Source organism: Marinomonas shanghaiensis (assembly GCF_003259175.1).
Taxonomy (GTDB): Bacteria; Pseudomonadota; Gammaproteobacteria; order Pseudomonadales; family Marinomonadaceae; genus Marinomonas; species Marinomonas shanghaiensis.
In genome coordinates, this window is sequence record NZ_QGOK01000010.1 from 167,647 (window position 1) to 189,513 (window position 21,867).

Genomic DNA, 21,867 nt, shown 5'->3' on the forward strand with positions numbered 1-21,867 from the left:
TAAAAAAGGATGGCAGCCTCTTTAAAAAATCGCTAACAAAAATCAAAATTAATTTCAGTAGCTCAATGCCGTCACGTTAGAGTTCGGCGTAAGAATAAACAGCTGTTTATCATTTGCGACCATTCGACTTCCTGGTGGCACCTTGTTGTCAGCAACCTTGTGCACCGCTATTTCACCTGAGTTTAAGTCAAGTAAATGAACATAACCAGCTCGGTCCATGACAGCCACATAATCACGGAAAAATTCAGGCGAGATCAAATCACGCTCAACAAGATCCGCATTCTCCCATACCTCAGTACCATTTTTTGCATTCAAAGCAATGACTTTGCTCGTCATATCAACAGCAATGAGTAATTCACCTTTAACCGCAACACCAACTGAGCTCGCAATACTGCGTTGCCATAATGGCCGTCCACTTTCAAGAGAAAGCGCAACCAACGTCCCATTGTAAGCAACAGCATAAACAACGCCATTACTTACTACCAAACGACCATCGATATCGCTCAACCTTTCTATTTCGTATCGCCCTTCCGGCTTTCCTACTTCATAAGACCAAAGCAGATTGCCACCCTGTAAAGAAAACGCTTTTAATCGTCCACTCGCAAAGCCCGCAATCACTTTGCCATCTACAATAATGGGAGCGCTTGTACCACGTACAGTAAGCGATGGCAAATCTTCTTTGGCACGCCACAGAATATCACCGGTCTCAGCGTCAAGCACACTCAACCAGCCATCAGCAGTTTGTACCGCCAATTTGCCAGCGGCGTAAGCAGCCTCAGATAAAACTTCCGAACTTAAAGACTTTTCCCATAAAACAGATTTATTTGCCAAAGAAACAGCGACTAACTTAGCATCATATGTACCAAAGAACAGCGTGTCTCCATGACGAGCTACGCCAGAGCTCGGTTTAAATTCAGTCGACAGTGTATTCTTCTTTTTACCTTTCTCTTGCCCTAGCTCGTAAACCGTGCCTTTTTCCGTTACAAAAAACAGAGCATCATCTTCCGCTACGAGATTAAAACGTTCGCTCGACTCACCAAAGTTTCCATCTACTCCAGTGCGCCATGAAGTTTTAAGATTTACTTTAGCGTCTAATGCCGGTAAATCGGGTAAAGCGGGACGAGAGTTAGAGCACCCCTGAATGACTAGCGCTGAAAACAATACAACAAGAAAAAGAGACTTGTTCATAATTTAGCCTTTTACCAAATCTTTCAGTTTAATATCTAGCAGAGGATGATTCACACCCACGCCCAATGCTTCGTTTGCTTTCGTATAAGCAACGCGGGCATCATCACGCTTACCTTGTGATATTAAAATATCCCCTATTAACTCTTGCTGTTGCGCCTCAAATTCCTCTGCGGTTACTTGTTCTGCTCGAGCCATCGCACCCGCGTAGTCTTCTTTTTGAAGCAATAGACGAGCAACACGCAGATTCGCAATGGCAATAAAAGACACATCTTTTGTTTTGGCAATAGCCGTATCTAGGGCACTAATAGCGTCATCATATTGACCATTCTCAGCGTCCACTCGCGCTAAAAATAACTGGCCAAACATGGCATAGCCTGTGTCACCATAATCATCAACCAATTGCTTAGCAATAAAAGTAACCGTTTTTTGATTCTCTTCATCACTTAAATCGGCAGACGCTTGCACCAAATTTTGATACAAAGCAGACGCTTCACTCGTGTAATTCGCTTGACTCGTTTTCCATGCTTGCCAGCCGAAATAACCGCCAACGGCTAACGCCACCGCGACCACTAGAATAATACCGTTTTTCTTCCACCAAGATTTAAACGCTTCAATTTGTTCTTCTTCAGTCTTTAATTCAGACACTTTCATTTCCTCATACAAGGCACTACCAAATCACTTAAATGGCAGCACGCTATTAAATCAAATTATAATTTGCTATTCAGGTAAGCAACCACATCATGGAGCGGATGAGATTGCTGCTCTCCCGTTGACATGTCTTTCACTTGGCAGATGCCTTGATCGATTTCGTCTTGGCCTAAAATAAGAGTGAAGCGCGCCTCTGATTTATCTGCTTTTTTCATTTGGTTCTTAAAACTACCGCCACCACAATGGCGCAATATGACCAGATTTGGGCTCACTTCGCGCAACTTCTCTGCCAAAACAAAAGAAGCAACTTCGGCGTCATCACCAATACTAACCACAAAAACATCAGCTGAAAATTTAGCCGACTGAGGTATCAAATCTAAGGTTTCAAGCAATAAAACTAAGCGCTCTATCCCCATAGCAAACCCGACCGCAGGGGTAGGTTTTCCTCCTAGCTGCTCAACCAAGCCATCATAGCGACCACCTGCACAAACAGTCGCCTGAGCACCAAGATGTGAGGTCACCCACTCAAAAACAGTTTTGCCATAATAGTCCAAACCTCGAACTAGACGGCGATTAATAACGTAAGAGATGCCGTTGGCTTTTAAGATGGTTTGTAAGCGCTCAAAATGACTTTGCGACTCTTCCCCAATAAAATCCTCTAAACTTGGCGCCTCTTTTAATACAGACTGAGTTGCCTCATCTTTAGAGTCTAGAATCCTGAGCGGGTTGGTACCTAAGCGACGTTGGCTGTCTTCGTCTAACTGATCTTTAAATTGTGTCAAGTAATCAACCAAAGCTGCCTTATAAGCTTCACGCTCAGACGCCAAACCTATCGTGTTCAACTGCAACTCAACCTGCCCTAAAAGACCAAGCTTCTGCCACAGCCGAGCAGACAAAATAATCAGCTCAGCATCAATGTCCGCGGTTCCCATGCCAAAAGACTCGACACCAATCTGATGAAACTGACGATAGCGCCCTTTTTGAGGACGCTCATAACGGAACATTGGCCCCATGTACCAAAGACGCTGAGTCTGGTTAAACAACAAACCAGCTTGATCAGCAGCACGAACACAGCTTGCTGTCCCTTCAGGACGCAAGGTCAATGACTCACCATTGCGATCATTAAATGTGTACATTTCCTTTTCCACGATATCAGTTGTTTCACCAACACCGCGTTTAAACAAATCTGTGTTCTCTACAATGGGAAAACGAATTTGCTGATATCCATAAGACTTAACAACATCAGCCACTGTTTTTTCTAAATATAACCAAACAGAGGATTGATCAGGTAAAATGTCATTCATTCCCCTAATCGCTTGAATTTTACGAGCCACAATGGATCCTTAATTTTTTACAATGATATTGGCTAATTCTCGTTCTTTAAGAAGCGCCTTTTTACGAATCATTTTTTCTAAATCATCAACAAGCGTTTCGTTTTTAGTTTTGCTATTTGGCTTGCCATCTTGGTAAATCAAGTTGTTTGGCGATCCACCAGCCAAACCTATGTCTGCTTCTTTTGCCTCGCCAGGTCCATTAACGACACAGCCGATAACCGCCACATCCATAGGAACAACGATATCTTCAAGTCGCTCTTCAAGTTCGTTCATCGTTTTGATTACATCAAAATTCTGACGAGAGCAGCTTGGACAGGCAATAAAGTTAATGCCGCGATTACGCAGTTTTAAACTGCGTAACATATCCCAGCCCACTTTAATTTCTTGTACAGGATCAGCCGCCAAGGAAACACGCAAAGTATCACCAATACCATCCATCAGAAGTAAACCAAGACCGATAGAAGACTTCACTGTACCAGAACGTAGGCCACCTGCTTCAGTAATACCTAGATGCAATGGATTGTCTATTTGACTCGCAATTTTGCGATACGCTTCTACTGTCATGAATATATCGGAAGCTTTTAGACTCAACTTATATTCATGAAAATCTAACTCGTCAAAATACTGGATCTGACGAAAAGCAGACTCAACTAAAGCATCAGGTGTTGGCTCACCGTATTTTTTTTGTAGATCTTTTTCCAAAGACCCAGCATTAACACCGATACGTATGGGTATGTTTTTGTCTCGCGCGCAATCAACAACAGCACGAACACGATCTTTGTTGCCGATGTTGCCCGGATTGATACGAAGACAGTCAACGCCGTACTCAGCCACTTTCAACGCAATTTTATAATCAAAGTGAATATCGGCAACCAAGGGAATAGAGACCGCTTCCCGAATTTTTTTAAACGCTTCAGCCGCATCCATAGATGGGATAGAAACACGAACTATGTCTGCACCTGCAGCCGCAATAGCACGAATCTGAGCAACCGTCGCGTCAACATCACAAGTCTCAGTATTCGTCATACTTTGAACACTGATTGGCGCGCCACCGCCAACTGGCACATTGCCAACCATAATTTGGCGAGAATGTCGGCGTTTAATAGGGGATTCAAAATGCATAAAAGTCTCTACTTGAGCTCAAATCGAGCCAAATCGTTACGAATAGAAGAAGAAAAATCGAACACTTCGCCTTTAAATTTTAAAGATGACACACCTCGCGCGTAACCAAAGACAATACGGTAAGGAGCTTTGCCCGTTAAAGACAAATTACTACCCGCCGTTTTTACGCCAGAAAATAGAATTTTACCGGTAGCATCACGCACTTCTGTCCAACAATCCGCCGAAAAAGCCACTTCAACCTCATCTGTATAAGATGGAATAGTCGGAGCTGGTGTCGTAGGCACCTCAGCCGTAGCCCTTATAACATCTTCAGGTCTGACTCCAGCTTCTTCTAAAATAGCCATCGTTTCCGCAGAAAGCCCTGTGACAACCGAACTGTTTCTAACGGAAGAAGGTGCAACAGATTCATTCTCAACCGAACCGCTCGTGCTTACATCACTCTCATCAAGTACCGGGGCTGAAGCCTCATCACTCGTCGAAGCTGGAGCGCTAGAAGACTCATCAAGTGGCATAGTCGGTTCAATCGCTGGGGAAGTTTCCATATTTGGCTCAACCATTAAAGCGCTCTCATTGGCTTCCATCTGTTGCTCTTCCACAGCAACCGTTGTGGATTGGGATGGCCACCAAAAAACTAAAAACACTAAAACAGCAATAATAACAATGGAAATAAACACAATAATTGGATCACCAAGATGCGTTTGCTTGTTCACCTTATCAACAGGCTTAATGGTTGTTTCAACCACTTCTCTACTGCTATCGAAGGCATGCAGCATTTCGGTGTGCTCGATACCCAATAAACGACAATAGCTTTTTAAAAAACCCCGAGCAAAGGTCACAGAACGGAAGTACTTAAAATCGTTCGCTTCAAGCGCTCGAACTTGATCTATGGGGATTTTTAACGCAGTGGCAACATACCTTTCATCAAACTCTAGCTCTAGTCTTTTTGACTTCAATCTATTGCCAATATTAATGGTATCCATATTCATTTTGCTTACAGAAGCATTCGTTTGAGATTCAGTTGTCATGTCAATACCTTGAGCCATGCAGGCATGTAAAATTACTCGCTAATGAATACAGTGTAGGGTCAGTCTCGCGTGCAATTAAATGCCGCGACAGACAGTTGTACTCATCAAAATGCACCGATCCTCGGGCAATTTCTTTATCAGCCTGGATATTATTAAAAATTAAGCGAGCTTTGTCATTAGTACCCTGTATTAAAACAAGATTGAGCTCGGTCATCAAACCAATCAGGGGCAAATCTGCAATTTCTTTTGCCTGTTTCAGATAGTTTCCTGCCAAATTTACTTGATTCTGACGTATTGCACATCTCGATAGATTTATTTGCACAGATTGACGTTTCAAGAAGCTACTTTTGTCTGCTTTTTCAAACGCGTCACAAGCCTCTAGCCAACGTTGCTTTAAACCTAACAATACGCCGTAGTTATTCCAGATAAAATCATCGTCTGGATATTTCTGCAGTGCCTTGTTATGTACAGCCAGCGCCCTATCATGCGACCCAACACTCAACCAATACAAGCTTACTAATCGCCAATAGTCTCTATCTTGATCAGCCATGCGAACTTGGTCAAGCTGCTTCTTCGCCAACTCCCATTGCCCTAGCAAAAGATGGGCTTGGACCATCAAGAGCCGCTTAGACTCAGATACTGAGGGCGATGGTGAGGGAACAGCCTGATAGGCACAAGAAGAAATCAACACACAACAAAATAAAAATGGCAACAAATACAATCGCATACAGACATCCTTGTCTAAACTAAATCAAATAATTAACTTTTCACTTCACGCAGCTCTATGTATTTCTGACTACGACGTGTTTTATCATGGAAATCACCAACCAATTGACCACAAGCTGCATCGATATCATCACCTCGAGTGGTTCGAACCGTCACAGTGTAACCAGCATCCGCTAAAATCTTCTGAAAACGACGCGTACGGTTGTTAGATGGCTTTTCATAACCTGAATGAGGAAACGGATTAAATGGGATCAAGTTGATCTTACATTCCAAATCTTTAAGCAACTCAGCGAGTTCCTCTGCCTGCTCTTCATTGTCATTCACACCAGACATCAGGGTATATTCGATTGTTATGTGACGCTTATCAGGCAAGTTTGCCAAGTAAAATTGACACGCTTCCAACAACTCAGCAATCGGGTATTTTTTATTAATGGGCACGAGCTCATTGCGTAAAGCATCGTTTGGCGCATGCAATGAAATCGCCAAAGACACATCTGTACGCTTTACTAACTCATAAATTTTAGGCACAACCCCAGATGTACTCAATGTGACGCGGCGCTTAGACAGACCGTAAGCATGATCGTGCATCATCAGAATCATCGCATCCACAACCGGCTCGAAATTCATCAAAGGCTCGCCCATCCCCATCATGACCACGTTGGTAACACGACGAGGGCCATTTGGATCCATAGGACCAAAAGACTTAATCGCAATCCAAACCTGACCGATAATCTCCGCTGGCGTTAAATTCCGGTTAAAACCTTGCTTACCGGTTGAGCAAAAGCTGCAATCCAAAGAACAACCTACCTGTGAAGACACACACAAAGTGGCTCTGTCGCCATCTGGAATCAATACGGTTTCAACGCAGTCGTTTTTGCCACCTTCCGTACGAATAATCCATTTACGCGTACCATCAGTAGAAATATTCTGCGATACCACCTCAGGGCCACGAATTTCACAAATTTGTTCTAGCTTTGCACGCAACGCCTTACTGACATCCGTCATTTCTTCAAAGCTTTCAGCGCCTTTCTGATGAATCCATTTAATGACTTGAGTGGCACGAAATTTTTTCTCACCAATGGATTCAAAAAATTCAATCAGCTTGTCAGGGGATAAACCTAAAAGGTTTACTTTTTTGATGTCAGTCATAATTCAATATCGCTTGCTGTAGGTAGCATTAAGTGTAAACGAAAAAAGCCTCTGAAAAGAAAAGTCTTTTCAGAAGCCTCTGTAAAAAAGCGGGCTCGCGCCCGCTTTTACAAAACAGATCGGACATAAAGGTCCTAGCTGTCAATTACTTACCGAAAAAGTAAGCAATTTCACGTGCAGCAGATTCAACAGAATCAGAACCGTGAACAGCGTTTGCATCAATAGATGTTGCGTAATCTGCACGCAACGTACCAGCTGCTGCGTCTTTAGGGTTAGTCGCACCCATAAGTTCACGGTGACGAAGAACAGCGCCTTCACCTTCAAGAACAGACACAACAACAGGACCAGAAGTCATGAAAGCAACCAAATCTTTGTAGAAAGGACGCTCTTTGTGCTCAGCGTAGAAACCACCCGCCAATTCGTCGTCTAGTTGAATCATTTTTGCTTCAACGATTTTGAAACCAGCACGCTCAAAACGAGTGTAGATTTCGCCGATTACGTTTTTCGCAACAGCATCAGGCTTGATGATAGATAGAGTGCGTTCTAACGCCATGATATAACTCCAAATTAAATTTAAAGGGACGATGCTTTCTGCATGGTCCGGGACTTAAAAGTTCAGCGCGCGTATTATACGCATCAATTCGTTAAAATTGTACGATCAAACCAATATTATTTATCTTAATAAGAATAAAAGCTTGGGTTCTGACATTTAAGCAACAGATCGGAGTCGACTGACGGCATTTTTAATGGTTTCAGCAGCAAAATCCACATCATCCTCGGTCGAAAAGCGGCCGACAGAAAGGCGCAATGAACTGTGCGCCAAATCATCGGCTAGACCAATCGCACGCAAAACATACGATGGTTCCAAGCTAGCCGAAGTACAAGCCGAACCAGAAGAGACCGCAATATCACTCAAAGACATTAACAACACTTCCCCGTCCACACCCGAAAAGCCAACATTCAACACACCTGCGACTCGCTGATCTGAGTCACCATTCAGATGCACACCAGACAACTCACTTAAAGAAGACCATAAGCGCTCACGCAGCGCTTTAATACGCGCGCAATCTTGTGCCATTTCCTCAGCCGCTAAACGGAAAGATTCGCCCATACCAACGATCTGATGGGTAGCTAAGGTACCAGAGCGCATTCCCCGCTCATGACCGCCACCATGTATTTGCGCCTCTAATTTCACTTTTGGCGAACGACGTACGAACAAAGCACCAATGCCTTTTGGACCATAAGTTTTATGAGCCGTAAGCGACATCAAATCCACATTCATGGCATTCACATCGATCTCAACTTTACCAGTCGTCTGCGCCGCATCCACATGTAAAAATACACCACGAGGTCGAGTTAATGCACCAATCTCCGCGATATCCGTCAGCACACCAAGCTCATTATTACCATGCATCAAAGAGACTAAAATGGTGTCTTCACGAAGCGCTTCTGCAACCTGACTCGGCGAAATCACACCATGAGCATCGGGTTGCAAATACGTCACTTCAAAGCCTTCTTTTTCAAGTTGCTTACAAGGGTCCAAAACCGCCTTATGCTCAATCATAGACGTAATAATATGGCGTCCCTTTTGACGATAAGCTTGCGCCACACCTTTGAGCGCCAAATTATTGGCTTCTGTCGCACCAGAGGTCCAAACAATCTCACGAGAGTCCGCGTTAATTAAACTCGCCACCTGCAACCTAGCTTCTTCGACCGCTTCCTCGGCACGCCAGCCAAAAAGATGCGAGCGCGACGCTGGATTACCGAAATTACCATCCTGCGTCAAACACGCCATCATTTTTTCAGCCACTCTTGGGTCAACGGGTGTGGTAGCAGAATTATCTAGGTAAACCGGGGTGTTCATTTAACGCTCTCCAATAAAAAATAAAACGACTGCTTTTTTACCATTAACACTAAGCAGCTGCCTGCGCGATGCCTTTTATGCGACCAACAATGGAACGCAAGCCATTGCCACGAGTTGGGCTTAGGTGTCTTTCAAGATCCAACGCTTCAAAATAGGCTGTAATATCGAAATCTAAAATTTCTTGTGGCGTTTTATGGTCCAGTGCAGCCAACACCAAACCAAGCAAACCACGAACAATAATCGCATCACTGTCCACTAAAAACGTTAGTACTTCGCCTTTAGTCGCATCCTGCTCACTGCCTGGCTGAATCCAAACGCTACTCTGACAGCCCTTCACCAAGCGTTCCGGCGTTCGCCACGCCTCATCGAATGCAGGCAAAGATTTACCCAGATCAATGATGTACTTGTATTTGTCTTCCCAATCGTCAAAAAACGACAGATCGTCCACGATATCTTCTGTACTAGGTAAAGCCATGACCACCCTCTTTGTTTGCACTAAGCCTATTAAAACAAAAACGGCATTGGCAAAGCACCAAGGCCGTTTCTTATTGTATTCGATTTTAGCCGATGACCGAAGCACTCAAAAGAAAGGTATTAGAAGAAAAGACCGGCTTCTAATTGTGCTTCTTCACTCATCATTTCTCGCGACCAAGGCGGATCAAACACGAGATCGACTTTAACGGAATCCACATTTGGCACTTTGGCAACGCGATATTTTACATCTCCCACCAACACAGGCCCCATACCACAACCCGGCGCAGTCAACGTCATATCAATCAAAACAGACTTAGCCTCTTGGTCAAGCGTCACTTTATACACCAAACCTAAGGACACCAAGCTGATAGGAATCTCTGGATCGTAGATGGTATCCAATGCCTGCCAAACTTGGTCCTTACTGATTTCCCCGGTACCAAGATCTTCAAAATCTAAAATTTCTGGTTGCTGACCAATGGCTTCAGCATCAGTGCCATCAATGCGCAGCATATTACCTTGCCAGGTGACGGTATAGTTACCACCCAAACTCTGATTAATTGTAATAAACTGACCTTCTGGAATGCTGACCGGCTCACCGCTCGGCACTCGTCGCGCTGGACACGCGCGATTTGTTACTACCATTTTTTGCATGAAGTTAACTCACACTAAAGCTTTCGCCACAGCCGCATTCCGCTACAACGTTAGGGTTTTTAAACTTCACGACTTCGTTAACACCTTCGCGCACCAAATCAATCTCTGTGCCTTTCAGCATAGCAACAGAATGCGAATCTACCGCGAGAGTCACATTACCAAACTCGAGAACGGTATCTTCCAAAGCAGCGGCATCAACAATGTCTAGCACATAAGAAAAGCCTGTACAGCCACTTTCCTTGGTACTTAATCGAATCAGCTTGCCTGGTTGCTTTGTCAATTTTGAGGCAAAATATTTCTGCGCAGAAGCGGTTAAAGACACGCTAGAGACAGGATCAAACGTTGTTACTGTCATTGAAACCTCCTAAGCCAGCATTGTTCGCACTTTTTTCAGTGCCACAAACAAAGCATCAACTTCGTCTAATGTATTATAAATTGCAAACGATGCTCGCGCGGTACCAGGAACATTAAAACGCGCCATCAAAGGCTGAGCACAATGATCACCTGTACGCACAGCAATCCCCTGACGATCCAGTAGAAAACCGATATCCGCTGGGTGCCCCTGATCCATCACAAAGCTCAACACACCGATTTTGTCTTTGGCCGTGCCAATGATGGTTAAGCCGTCAAATTGCTCTGCAAGCTCAGTTGCCCGATCCAGTAGTGCTTTTTCATGGGCCGCAACCGCTTCTTGATCTAACGCACTAAACCAACGAATGGCTTCGCCCAAAGCAATGACATCACCCACATTAGGCGTGCCAGCCTCAAAACGATAAGGCAACACATTCCAAGTGGCGTCTTGCAACGTCACAGTAGAGATCATCTCGCCTCCGGTCCGCCAAACAGGCCAAGTCGACAACACGGACTCTTTGCCCCACAGCACACCAACCCCCATGGGCCCGTAAATTTTATGGCCTGAAAAGACATAAAAATCACAGCCGATATCTTGCACATCAACCCAACCATGAGCCGCCCCTTGCGCACCGTCCACCAAAACTAAAGCACCAACCTGTTTAGCTTGCGCTGTCATTTCTTTAATGGGGTTCACTGTACCCAACGCGTTAGACACATGAGGAAAAGCAACAAAACGTGTTCGCTCGTTCAACATAGCGCCATAAGCCACTTGATCTAGCTCGCCTTCATCTGTGACGGGAACCGTTCTTAGAATTGCACCAGATGCCTTACAAGCTTGCTGCCAAGTGACTAGATTGGCATGATGCTCCATCCCAGTAGCAATTACTTCATCACCAGTAGACAGTAACTGACTCAGTCCGTTGGCAACAATATTAATGCCTTCTGTCGTCCCAGTAGTCCAAATGACCTCTTCACGTTTCGGCGCATTCATGAAGTTTTTTACGATGTCGCGCGCATCCTCAAAGCGACGTGTCGCTTCATCCGCAAGACGATGAGCACCACGATGCACATTAGAATTGCATGTCGTGTAGTAATCTACCAACGCATCAATCACACATTGTGGCTTTTGCGTGGTCGCCGCATTATCGAGATAAATCAGTGGATTTCCATCAATAACACGTTTCAAGATCGGAAATTGCTCGCGGATAGCCGCTACATCAAAACTCATTCGATTCTCGCTTATTTCACTTCCATCTGCGCAAAACGCTCGCGAATAATAGGACGAACCCATTCCGCTAGGGCCGCATTTGGCATTAAATCAATCAGCTCGTTAATAAAACCAAAGTTAAGCATCACTTGCGCCTTCGAACGGCTCACACCGCGAGTCTGCAAGTAATACAAAGCTTGCTTATCAATCTGAGCAACCGTTGCACCATGAGCACACTTTACGTCGTCTGCGTAAATCTCTAGCTCTGGTTTGGTATTAATCTCGGCTTTATCGGATAGTAATAAGTTGCGATTATTGAGCTCAGCCAAGGTTTTCTGTGCATCACGGTGAATGTGAATACGGCCATTGAAAATAGCGCGAGCGCGATCGGCGACGATACAACGAACATTCTCTTCAGTTTTGCCATTTGGCATCGCGTGCTCGACAGTCGCATGCAGATCAAATAGCTCCTTGCCGTCCAACAAATACATCGCATTCAGTTTGGCATCGGCAAACTCACCCGCGTGAATAATATCGGTATCCAAACGGGATAACTCACTACCAAAACCAATGATGGTGCTGTGCATTTTGGCATGATCATGCAAGTTAAAATGACTTCCGCCGATTGCCACATTGCTACCTGTTTGCAGAGCAAAACGATAATGCTCTAAATGCGCCTTGGCTGCGATATCGTATTCTACAAACGCAGTATTTAAACTATCACCCTGCGCCTGCACATCTTCAATCACGGTTAACTTAGATCCCGCCCCTAAGACAACTTGAACACGTGTATGAGATTCTGAACCTTGACTCAGCAAAGTACTAATACGCACTGGCTGAGCAATTTCAACGCCTTCAGCAACAGACACAACGACGACATCTTGTGCTAGAGCATCGTTAATCAAACCAAAAATGTGTCGTTCTGGCTTAATCGTCGAAAACGCATTGAGTGCATCGGCTTGCTGCGCTGAATTCAAATCACCACCTAAGGCGATAGACAAGCCTTCAGGCAAGGTTTGCGCTAATTGAGCTTGATCAAACTGACCGTTTGCAAACACCACTTCAATAGCAGACAAATCGGTAATAGCGACAGGCAACAAATTAAACTTATCGCTCATCACTTTAGCCTGTGTACGCTCTACCGGACGAAGTGGCGTGTAGCGCCACGCTTCGGTTTTGCGGGTGGGCCATTTGGTATTAGCTAAAAGATCAAGCGCATGCGCTCGCTTTGGGGTCAGCCAATCATTAATACCTTGCGCTCGAGTAATGGCGCTTTCTAACCATTCACTCATGAATTACCCCTCAAGTTCGTCTTCAACTGGCTCTTTTTGCAACCAAGAGTAACCTTGAGCTTCTAACTCAAGCGCAAGGGATGCATCACCGCTCTTAACGATTTTACCGTCAGACAATACGTGCACAAAATCAGGCTTAATATAGTCCAAAAGACGCTGGTAATGGGTCACAACAATAAAGCTACGATCCGCTGAGCGTTGGCTGTTCACACCTTCTGCGACTATCTGTAATGCGTCGATGTCCAAACCTGAGTCTGTTTCATCAAGGATGCAAAGCTTTGGCTTAAGCAATAACATCTGCATTAACTCATTACGTTTTTTCTCGCCACCAGAAAAACCTTCATTCACACCACGCTTCAAAAAAGCCACTGGCAAGTTAACTTGTTTACAAGCCGCCTTAGCTTCTTTCAAGAAATCCGCCGAGGTAATGGCTTCTTCACCACGAGCCTGACGCTGCGCATCAACGGATGCTTTTAAAAATTCTAAGTTGCTGACACCTGGAATCTCGACAGGGTATTGGAATGCCAAAAACAAGCCAGCACGAGCACGGTCTTCCGTTTCCATTTCAAGCAAATCTTCACCATCAAGAGTGACGCTACCACTGTCTACGCTGTAACTATCACGACCTGAAAGAACATAACCTAAGGTACTTTTACCGGCACCGTTTGGCCCCATGATTGCATGCACTTCACCGGGTTTGATATCTAGATCTAACCCTTTAATGATTTGCTTTTCTTCAACACTGGCGTGCAAATCTTTTATCGTCAACAAACTGTTGGTGTTCGACATCTTTAATAATTCCTTAACCTACTGAGCCTTCAAGGCTTATTTCTAGTAATTTGCCCGCTTCGACGGCAAATTCCATTGGCAATTCTTTAAATACTTCTTTGCAGAAGCCATTCACAATCATGGAGACGGCTTTTTCAGGGTCAAGACCACGCTGACGACACAAGAACATCTGCTCATCACTGACTTTAGACGTGGTTGCTTCGTGCTCGATGATGGCGGACGGATTACGACTTTCGACATACGGAAAAGTATGTGCACCACATTGATCACCAATCAACAAGGAGTCGCATTGGGTAAAGTTTCGAGCCCCTTCTGCACCAGGATTCATACGTACAAGACCACGGTAACTATTGTTACTTCGGCCTGCAGAGATCCCCTTAGAAATGATAGTAGACTTGGTATTCTTACCAATGTGGATCATCTTAGTGCCTGTGTCAGCTTGCTGACGACCACGCGTCAAAGCAACTGAGTAGAACTCGCCTACACTGTTATCACCTTTCAAAATACAGCTTGGGTACTTCCAAGTCACAGAAGAGCCTGTCTCTACTTGCGTCCAAGAGATTTTAGCGTTGGTATGACAAATACCGCGCTTCGTTACAAAGTTGTAAATACCACCTTTGCCGTTTTCATCACCTGGATACCAGTTTTGTACGGTTGAGTATTTGATCTCAGCGTTATCCATGGCCACCAATTCAACAACGGCGGCATGTAACTGATTTTCGTCACGCTGAGGCGCAGTACAACCTTCAAGGTAACTCACATGACTGCCTTCATCGGCGATAATCAAAGTACGTTCGAATTGACCTGTATTTTGTTCGTTAATACGAAAATAAGTCGACAACTCCATCGGACAACGAGTGCCTTTAGGAATATAAACAAAAGAACCATCCGTAAACACAGCACAGTTCAACGCGGCATAATAATTGTCTTTCTTAGGAACGACACTGCCAATGTACTTTTTAACAAGATCTGGGTATTTATGAAGTGCCTCAGAAATTGGACAAAAAATAACCCCCGCTTCTTCTAGCTTTTCACGGAATGTTGTCACCACGGATACGGAGTCAAACACCGCGTCAACCGCGATACCGGCCAACATCTGCTGTTCAATGAGAGGAATGCCAAGTTTCTCATAAGTACGCAGTAATTCAGGATCAACTTCATCCAAAGACTTAGGTTTGTCCTTCATACTCTTTGGTGCCGAATAGTAAGAAATGGACTGGAAATCAATTTTTGGATAATCGACTAACGCCCACTCAGGCTCTTCCATTTCTAACCATTCACGAAATGCACTTAGGCGCCATTCGAGCATCCATTCAGGCTCGCCTTTCATTTCAGAAATACGTCGGATAACATTTTCATCCAAACCAGGCTCAAAGGTTTCTGATTCCACATCAGACACAAAACCTGCTTCGTATTCCCGTGCCAGCGCCTTATCTATCTGCTCAGTCATATAAAAACTCACTCAATTATAGCCACTAATGCACCGTGAATCGGCACATTAAGCTCTACTAATGTATTCTTTATTTAATCAACAATGGCCGCGCTAATTTTGTCATTTTCAGAACAACGCTTTCGGCTCTCAAGGTCTTGTCGCTCAGCCACTTGACGTACATCGTTGCGACGCACTAGCTGTTCTAAGCTAATTTGATTTAAAAAATCGTGTATTTGATCGCTTAAATCACACCATAAATGATGGGTAAGGCAAGTATTACCGCTCTGACAATCGCTACGGCCTTTACAGCCCGTCGCGTCTACCGACTCATTAACGGCATCGACTATTTGCGCAACAAAAATATCATGGTGAGAGCGGCTCAGACGATAACCGCCACCAGGACCTCGAACACTGTTTACCAATGCTTTCTTACGGAGCTTAGAAAATAACTGCTCCAGATAAGATAATGATATTCCCTGTCGATTCGAAATATCCGACAAGGACACAGGTCCTTTATCCGAATGCAATGCCAAATCAAGCATGGCGGTTACCGCATAACGACCTTTTGTTGTCAGGCGCATAAACTATCCACTTTAGATTATTCTGTGAGTATGAATAGTACACAAAACCTACTGTTTTGATCAAGTATTTACCTGACTATTTTAGTAGGTTATTAGTCCCTCTTACCACGCGGCCATATTTTACGTGTACTGGGACAAAAACTAAACCGCTGAATACAATTCTAAAGTACATCCTAAAAATCGCTCAAAACCACCACTAGGCCCTGCAGGACAATAATCATGCAAAACAAAACCGAGCAACCAAAAGCAAGTAGAAAAAACGTGTTCTTTTCACACAAAAAAGCACACTATTAAATCCGTATACGACAGCTGTCAGGAGAGCGGATTATGCCACAAAAACCTATAGCCGAAAAAAAAACAGAAGTAGAAGTCATACCACAAAAAAACAAAATGCCTATAGTAGCGTTGTTGTTGTGTTTTTTAGCCAGTGTTGCAGTTTCTTCAGGAGTGACCTATTTCCTACTTCAATCCCAAGAAGACATCGAAACCATCACCAAATTGGGAGCGCATGAGGAGCAATTATCAAAAATACAGGAAACACTCACGCAACAGGATATGAAGATGAAGGCCATCGAAGCACAAAATGAAACCTTAAAGCTGTATTTAAGACACAGCAGTGCAACAGCGCTAAAAAACATCTTAATCAACCAAGAACAAAACATTCAGGCTTACCTAAAAGTCATGAAATCCGCCATGAGCGACTTATCAGCACTCAGCCCTAGAACAACAGACTGGAATGACGAGTATCAATATCAGCTAGACCTGGCCCTAAAAGGCAGCATAAAAAGAGAAGATTTATTGAAGTTACTCAAAACAGGGGAGCCAAATGACAAAGCCCCTCAATGAAGAGGGGCTTTTTCTACAGACTTAACAACAAGACGTTATGATTATTATAATGAATTGAATAAAACTAAAGTTTCGTGGCCAAAATGGTGCCTTGCTTTATGGCTCGCTTGGCATCCAATTCTGAGGCCACGGCAGCCCCTCCAATAAAATGCACAGGCCGATCTAAGCTTTCACCTAGCGTCTTATTCGGCAATTGACCTGCGCAAATCACCACGTTGTCAACCTCTAAACATTGCGGTTTTCCGGACACCAACAAATGCAACCCTTGATCATCAATCTGTTGATAATCGCAATCTGCGATCATGGTCACACCTTTCTTTAACAACTCAGTACGATGAATCCAACCTGTCGTTTTCCCAAGGTTAGCGCCTACTTTCGACGCTTTGCGCTGAAGCAAAAAAACGTCTCGTGATGCTGGAATAAATTCTGTCTTAACACCATCAACGCCCCCTCTTGCATGAAACGTCATATCAACCCCCCACTGTTTCATAAATCCTTCGATACTTCGTGAAGAATGATTAGGGTCATGAATCAAATATTCACTGATGTCAAAGCCTATACCGCCTGCCCCTATTACGGCGACGCGCTTACCCACAGCACAGCCATTCATAACATCCAAATAACTTAATACTTTCGGATGATCGATACCATCAATCTCCAAGTCTCGTGGCACAATGCCAGTCGCGAATACCAGTTCATCAAAATCGTACTGCGATAACAATTGCTCATCTACTTGAGTATTAAGCAACAGCTTAACCCCTGTCAGCTCTAACTGACGCTTAAAGTAGCGTAAGGTTTCAAAGAACTCTTCTTTTCCCGGAATACGCTTAGCGATATTAAACTGCCCACCAATTTCGCTAGCCGCATCAAACAAAGTCACATCGTGGCCTCGCTTTGCCGCTGTAGTTGCAAATGCCAAACCAGCAGGCCCAGCACCAATTACGCCAATCCGTTTTACGGTTTCAGCGGGCAGAATAAGCAATTCTGTCTCATGGCACGCCCTTGGGTTCACCAGACACGAGGTCATCTTATGATCAAAAACATGATCCAAACACGCTTGATTACAACCAATACAGGTATTGATCTCATCCGCTCTATTTTGCTCAGCCTTCACCACAAACTCAGGATCGGCCAAAAAAGGCCTTGCCATCGAAACGAGATCTGCATCACCACGAGCTAAAACGGCCTCTGCCACTTCGGGCATATTAATGCGGTTCGAGGTAATTAAAGGTACATTCAGTGACGCTCTAACCTTAGCTGTTACCCAAGTAAAAGCCGCCCTTGGTACTTTTGTTGCAATAGTAGGTATCCTTGCCTCATGCCAACCAATACCTGTATTGATAATACTGGCTCCCGCTTCCTCTATACCTAATCCCAATGCAACGACCTCTTCAAGCGTGCTCCCTTGCTCTACCAAATCCAACATAGATAAACGATAAATAATGATAAAGTTCTCACCCACAGCGGCACGAACACGACGCACAATTTCTAATGGCAGACGGATACGATTACTATAATCTCCTCCCCAGCCATCCTCACGCTGATTGGTACGAGAAACAATAAATTGATTAATTAAGTATCCCTCGGACCCCATAACTTCAACGCCATCGTATCCCGCTTTTTGAGCTAACACCGCCGCACTTACAAAGTCATCGATTTGCAAAGCAATCTCTTCGTCAGTTAATTCATGGGGTATAAAAGGGTTAATCGGAGCCTGCAATGCCGATGGCGCGACCAATTTAGGATTATAAGCATACCGACCTGTGTGCAAAATTTGCATGCATATCTTGCCCCCTTCTGCATGAACAGCTTCGGTTACTTGACGATGATTAGCCACATCCTGCTCACTAACCATTAGTGCCGCTCCTGCGTATACGCCTCCCTCTGCATTTGGACCAATACCACCTGTCACAATCAAAGCGACTCCACCCCGAGCACGTTCCGCATAAAACACCGCCATACGCGCAAAACCGCCTTTGACTTCTTCTAGCCCTAAATGCATAGAGCCCATAATGATGCGATTCTTCAACTGAGTAAAACCAAGATCTAATGGCTGAAAAAGATGTGGGTAGGATGATGGACTCATAATGTGGCTCACTTTGTTTATTATTTTGGCGATTGCAGCTGCCCGCATGCAATTTTGACACTGTCAAGATAGATATTCATTTTGACATTGTCAAGATACAAGTATTTAATCAGCCCATGTCGACACTTAAAACACAATATCACCACGGTGATCTAACCAAATCTTTACTAGAATCCGCCTCTTTAATCATCAAAGAACAAGGCGTAGAAAGCCTCAGCATGCGTAAACTTGCAGACACGGTTGGTGTTTCAAGAACTGCGCCTTATCATCATTTCAAAGATAAAAACGCACTGCTTTGTGCACTTGCAGAACAAGGCTTTCATGAACAAGAACACATGCTTCGTGCTTTAAGAGCGCAAAGCAACACGGCAACCGAAGGCTTTAAAAAATACGTTCATATTTATTTGGAATATGCACTTCAGCATAACGAAGTTTATGATCTGATGTATGGCAGAACACTATGGAAAGCAGGTAATCCAAGCGATTCATTAAAAGCCGCATCAAAACAAACTTTTAAAGCATGGATTGATTGGGTGGAAGAATTACAAGAGCAAAATGTCCTACCAAACAACAACACACCACTCAGAATAGGGCAAACCACTTGGGCTAGCCTACATGGACTTGCTCGACTATTTATAGATGGTATCTACCTAAGTACGGAAGACTTACCTGATATGATTGAACAGATGATTAAAAACCTCTGTTCAACCAGCGCCTAAATTGGATCGCGTATTAGACAATAATTGTTCTTTTCTTAATCGCTTAATATCCCTATGACTCAAATACAGCAATGGCATAATCACAAAAAGCGATCCGACAAAAACACCTAGATCGGGCGCTTCACCAAAGATCCACCAACCTAGCAAAAAAGCGAAAATTAAACCGGAATATTCAGCACTCGTGACCTGGCTTGAAGCAACATAACGGTACCCAACCAAACAGGATACACTGTATAGAATCGAACACACCGAAGATAATGCAGAATACATTAATACCTCAACTTGAAACGCCGCCCCTTCCCAAAGAGCCAATCCCCCTGCTAACGGCAAAGCAAAGAGCTGGGTAATTAACAGACCATAAAGCATATCTTGATTTTGGGGCAAGCGCTTGATTAACAAACTGTTTGTCGCAAGAACAACCGCAAACAGGATCGCACTGATCATCCCAGAACTAATCTCTGTCGGCCTTAAGATAACCAGAATGCCAATAAATCCCAAAACAGCTGCGCACACCACATCCATTGTCAGGCGCTCTTTATAAAAAAAAGCCCCCAACAGCATAATAAAAATAGGAGCGGTATAAAACACAGCATTAGCCGTTGCCAATGACAGTTCAGCCAAAGAAAGAACCAGTAAAACAGCTGCCAAGACCCACATATTGCCGCGGATAAAATGTAGCTTCATCCCTAAAAAAGCAGAGGATTTTGAATAACGGCGGAAGCGAAACGCGACAATAGGGCAAAGAATGAGGCACATAAAAACCGCTCGCAAAAACGTAAACTGAAAAATAGCCACATCTGCGCCTGCCATTTTAATAAAAGTATCACACAAGGTAGCAAAAAAACTGCCTAGAACTAAAACAAAAATAGCACTGCTCACGGTTCGACCCGACACGTAATTCCCCTCAAAAGCATTCAAATTCAAAGTAGCTTAGTGAGTTTACATCATTAGATAAAGTGATATATTTAAAGTAAGTATTAGTTATTTGGATAATAAAATGACACCGCCTTTGAAATCCCTTCCAGTGTTTGAGACAGTTGCGCGCCTCAACAGTTTTTCACTGGCTGCTAATGAACTAAATGTCAGCCAAAGCGCTGTATCTCATCAGATAAGAATCCTTGAAAACTACTTGGGGGAAAGCCTTTTTCATCGACAAGGTAGAAACCTAGAGCTCACTAAAGAAGGTAAGCAGTATTTAGATGCTATCAGTAGCTCACTGCTACAAATAACCGAAGCCACAAATCGCCTGAAAGGAGTGCACAAAACGCAGATAAGGCTGGCTGTTTACAGCTCGTTTGCCGTCTACTGGCTAATACCTAGGTTACCTGAACTTAAACGCCTACACCCAAGCCTAGAACTTAGTATTGAAATGAGCCATAACTCTCCTGATCTGTCAGATAGAACGGCAGACTTCTTTATTACCGTGGAAAAAGAGAAGAGAGGCTTTTTATTTGAATCTTTGTACGAAGAGGAACTGTTTCCGGTATGCAGTTATCAATTTTTTGAGGTGATTAAAAACCGACTAAATATCACTTCAACAGAAGAACTACATAGCCAACTAAGCACAAATCCTAGCTTATTAGCGCACTTCCCCCTCATCACGTCATACAGTATCTATGACCGGCATACAGAAGACTGGAGAAGATGGTTTGCAAACCAAAAACAGCCATTACCAAGTACAATACAATTCCATCGCTTTAGTCACCTGATGCTAGCTTATGAAGCCGCTAAACATTCACTTGGCATTGCACTGGTAAACGACTATATGATGAATGAAAAATATGAAGAGACACCACTCACTCGACTACCATGCAATGCATTTAAAACAGGCGACAACTTTCATCTCGCTTATAAAGAAAGTCGCAAAAATGAAGAAGCAATCAGACATTTAAAGTATTGGCTGAAAGAAGAGGCTAATTCCTTATCTCGATTTTAACCAACAGACCTTCCTGTATACAACAACGCCCTCCTTCCCCTTAGGGTATTATGCCAATACCCTAAGCCTTGTCGGGGTAAAACCGCAACCTGAACCAAACTGTAGCCTTTGCAGACCCTCTGACGCGCTAAAGCCACAACCTACAAAAACCAATACATGTAGGTCGGCCTTTAGGCCGTCAAAAAAGCTTTCCTTGGACCTGAACTAAGATGTAGGTCGACCTTCAGGCCCTCAAAAAGCATTCAGCCTTTGTAACCCCTTTGACGCGCTAAAGCACGACCTACAAAAACCAATCACCTGTAGATCGGCCTTCAGGCCGTCAAAAAACATTCAGCCTTTGCAACCCCTTTGACGGGCTAAAGCGCGACCTACAAAAACCAATCACGTGTAGGTCGGCCTTCAGGCCGTCAAAATGCATTCAGCCTTTACAAACCCTCTGACGGG

General features: G+C 44.0%; 22 protein-coding genes. 3 read left to right on the top strand and 19 right to left on the bottom strand.

Annotated elements, in window-relative coordinates; all coding sequences use genetic code 11:
* Positions 1-54 precede the first annotated feature (54 nt).
* The 17 genes from bamB to iscR all read right to left on the bottom strand — a co-directional run bounded on the left by bamB (position 55) and on the right by iscR (position 15,836).
* On the bottom strand, positions 55-1,188 hold the full coding sequence (gene bamB, locus DKT73_RS09555; protein WP_111638326.1) for an outer membrane protein assembly factor BamB: 1,134 nt from the start codon (positions 1,186-1,188) through the stop codon (positions 55-57).
* A 3-nt stretch (positions 1,189-1,191) separates the two neighbouring features.
* Entirely contained in the window at positions 1,192-1,833 is a 642-nt protein-coding gene (locus tag DKT73_RS09560; protein ID WP_111638354.1) for a YfgM family protein, read from the bottom strand.
* Between the two features lie 62 nt (positions 1,834-1,895).
* Complete coding sequence (hisS, locus tag DKT73_RS09565) at positions 1,896-3,170, bottom strand: histidine--tRNA ligase (RefSeq protein WP_111638327.1); 1,275 nt, start codon at positions 3,168-3,170, stop codon at positions 1,896-1,898.
* Positions 3,171-3,179: 9 nt separating this feature from the next.
* Positions 3,180-4,292, bottom strand: coding sequence for a flavodoxin-dependent (E)-4-hydroxy-3-methylbut-2-enyl-diphosphate synthase (ispG, locus tag DKT73_RS09570; protein ID WP_111638328.1), 1,113 nt, complete (start codon positions 4,290-4,292; stop codon positions 3,180-3,182).
* An 8-nt stretch (positions 4,293-4,300) separates the two neighbouring features.
* A complete protein-coding gene (locus DKT73_RS09575; protein WP_232827831.1) occupies positions 4,301-5,317 on the bottom strand; it encodes a RodZ domain-containing protein in 1,017 nt (338 codons plus the stop codon).
* Position 5,318: 1 nt separating this feature from the next.
* Complete coding sequence (locus tag DKT73_RS09580; RefSeq protein WP_111638330.1) at positions 5,319-6,044, bottom strand: tetratricopeptide repeat protein; 726 nt, start codon at positions 6,042-6,044, stop codon at positions 5,319-5,321.
* Positions 6,045-6,076: 32 nt separating this feature from the next.
* Positions 6,077-7,192, bottom strand: coding sequence for a dual-specificity RNA methyltransferase RlmN (gene rlmN, locus DKT73_RS09585; protein WP_111638331.1), 1,116 nt, complete (start codon positions 7,190-7,192; stop codon positions 6,077-6,079).
* Positions 7,193-7,337: 145 nt separating this feature from the next.
* Positions 7,338-7,745 (bottom strand): nucleoside-diphosphate kinase, encoded by a 408-nt coding sequence (gene ndk / locus DKT73_RS09590; protein ID WP_111638332.1) that lies wholly within the window; start codon positions 7,743-7,745, stop codon positions 7,338-7,340.
* Between the two features lie 156 nt (positions 7,746-7,901).
* A complete protein-coding gene (locus DKT73_RS09595) occupies positions 7,902-9,056 on the bottom strand; it encodes an IscS subfamily cysteine desulfurase (protein WP_111638333.1) in 1,155 nt (384 codons plus the stop codon).
* Positions 9,057-9,105: 49 nt separating this feature from the next.
* On the bottom strand, positions 9,106-9,531 hold the full coding sequence (locus DKT73_RS09600) for a SufE family protein (protein WP_111638334.1): 426 nt from the start codon (positions 9,529-9,531) through the stop codon (positions 9,106-9,108).
* Between the two features lie 119 nt (positions 9,532-9,650).
* A complete protein-coding gene (gene sufT / locus DKT73_RS09605) occupies positions 9,651-10,181 on the bottom strand; it encodes a putative Fe-S cluster assembly protein SufT (RefSeq protein ID WP_111638335.1) in 531 nt (176 codons plus the stop codon).
* Positions 10,182-10,185: 4 nt separating this feature from the next.
* Complete coding sequence (locus DKT73_RS09610) at positions 10,186-10,536, bottom strand: HesB/IscA family protein (protein ID WP_111638336.1); 351 nt, start codon at positions 10,534-10,536, stop codon at positions 10,186-10,188.
* A 9-nt stretch (positions 10,537-10,545) separates the two neighbouring features.
* Positions 10,546-11,763, bottom strand: coding sequence for a SufS family cysteine desulfurase (locus DKT73_RS09615; RefSeq protein ID WP_111638337.1), 1,218 nt, complete (start codon positions 11,761-11,763; stop codon positions 10,546-10,548).
* Between the two features lie 11 nt (positions 11,764-11,774).
* Positions 11,775-13,034, bottom strand: coding sequence for a Fe-S cluster assembly protein SufD (sufD, locus tag DKT73_RS09620; RefSeq protein WP_111638338.1), 1,260 nt, complete (start codon positions 13,032-13,034; stop codon positions 11,775-11,777).
* Between the two features lie 3 nt (positions 13,035-13,037).
* On the bottom strand, positions 13,038-13,823 hold the full coding sequence (sufC, locus tag DKT73_RS09625) for a Fe-S cluster assembly ATPase SufC (protein ID WP_111638339.1): 786 nt from the start codon (positions 13,821-13,823) through the stop codon (positions 13,038-13,040).
* Positions 13,824-13,836: 13 nt separating this feature from the next.
* On the bottom strand, positions 13,837-15,273 hold the full coding sequence (sufB, locus tag DKT73_RS09630; protein ID WP_072837701.1) for a Fe-S cluster assembly protein SufB: 1,437 nt from the start codon (positions 15,271-15,273) through the stop codon (positions 13,837-13,839).
* A gap of 74 nt (positions 15,274-15,347) precedes the next feature.
* On the bottom strand, positions 15,348-15,836 hold the full coding sequence (gene iscR / locus DKT73_RS09635) for a Fe-S cluster assembly transcriptional regulator IscR (protein ID WP_111638340.1): 489 nt from the start codon (positions 15,834-15,836) through the stop codon (positions 15,348-15,350).
* A gap of 327 nt (positions 15,837-16,163) precedes the next feature.
* Here iscR and DKT73_RS09640 point away from each other — a divergent pair, with 327 nt between their 5' ends.
* Positions 16,164-16,682 (top strand): hypothetical protein, encoded by a 519-nt coding sequence (locus DKT73_RS09640; RefSeq protein ID WP_111638341.1) that lies wholly within the window; start codon positions 16,164-16,166, stop codon positions 16,680-16,682.
* A gap of 64 nt (positions 16,683-16,746) precedes the next feature.
* On the opposite strand, the gene DKT73_RS09645 is transcribed toward DKT73_RS09640, so the two are convergent.
* Entirely contained in the window at positions 16,747-18,768 is a 2,022-nt protein-coding gene (locus tag DKT73_RS09645; RefSeq protein WP_111638342.1) for an NADPH-dependent 2,4-dienoyl-CoA reductase, read from the bottom strand.
* Between the two features lie 116 nt (positions 18,769-18,884).
* On the opposite strand from DKT73_RS09645, the gene DKT73_RS09650 reads away from it, so the two are divergent.
* Positions 18,885-19,487 (top strand): TetR/AcrR family transcriptional regulator, encoded by a 603-nt coding sequence (locus DKT73_RS09650; protein ID WP_111638355.1) that lies wholly within the window; start codon positions 18,885-18,887, stop codon positions 19,485-19,487.
* Here DKT73_RS09650 and DKT73_RS09655 read toward each other — a convergent pair.
* Positions 19,473-20,381 (bottom strand): DMT family transporter, encoded by a 909-nt coding sequence (locus DKT73_RS09655; protein WP_111638343.1) that lies wholly within the window; start codon positions 20,379-20,381, stop codon positions 19,473-19,475. The two genes, DKT73_RS09650 and DKT73_RS09655, sit on opposite strands and share 15 nt — an antisense overlap.
* A 103-nt stretch (positions 20,382-20,484) precedes the next feature.
* Here DKT73_RS09655 and DKT73_RS09660 point away from each other — a divergent pair, with 103 nt between their 5' ends.
* On the top strand, positions 20,485-21,423 hold the full coding sequence (locus DKT73_RS09660; protein ID WP_111638344.1) for a LysR substrate-binding domain-containing protein: 939 nt from the start codon (positions 20,485-20,487) through the stop codon (positions 21,421-21,423).
* Positions 21,424-21,867: the final 444 nt, after the last annotated feature.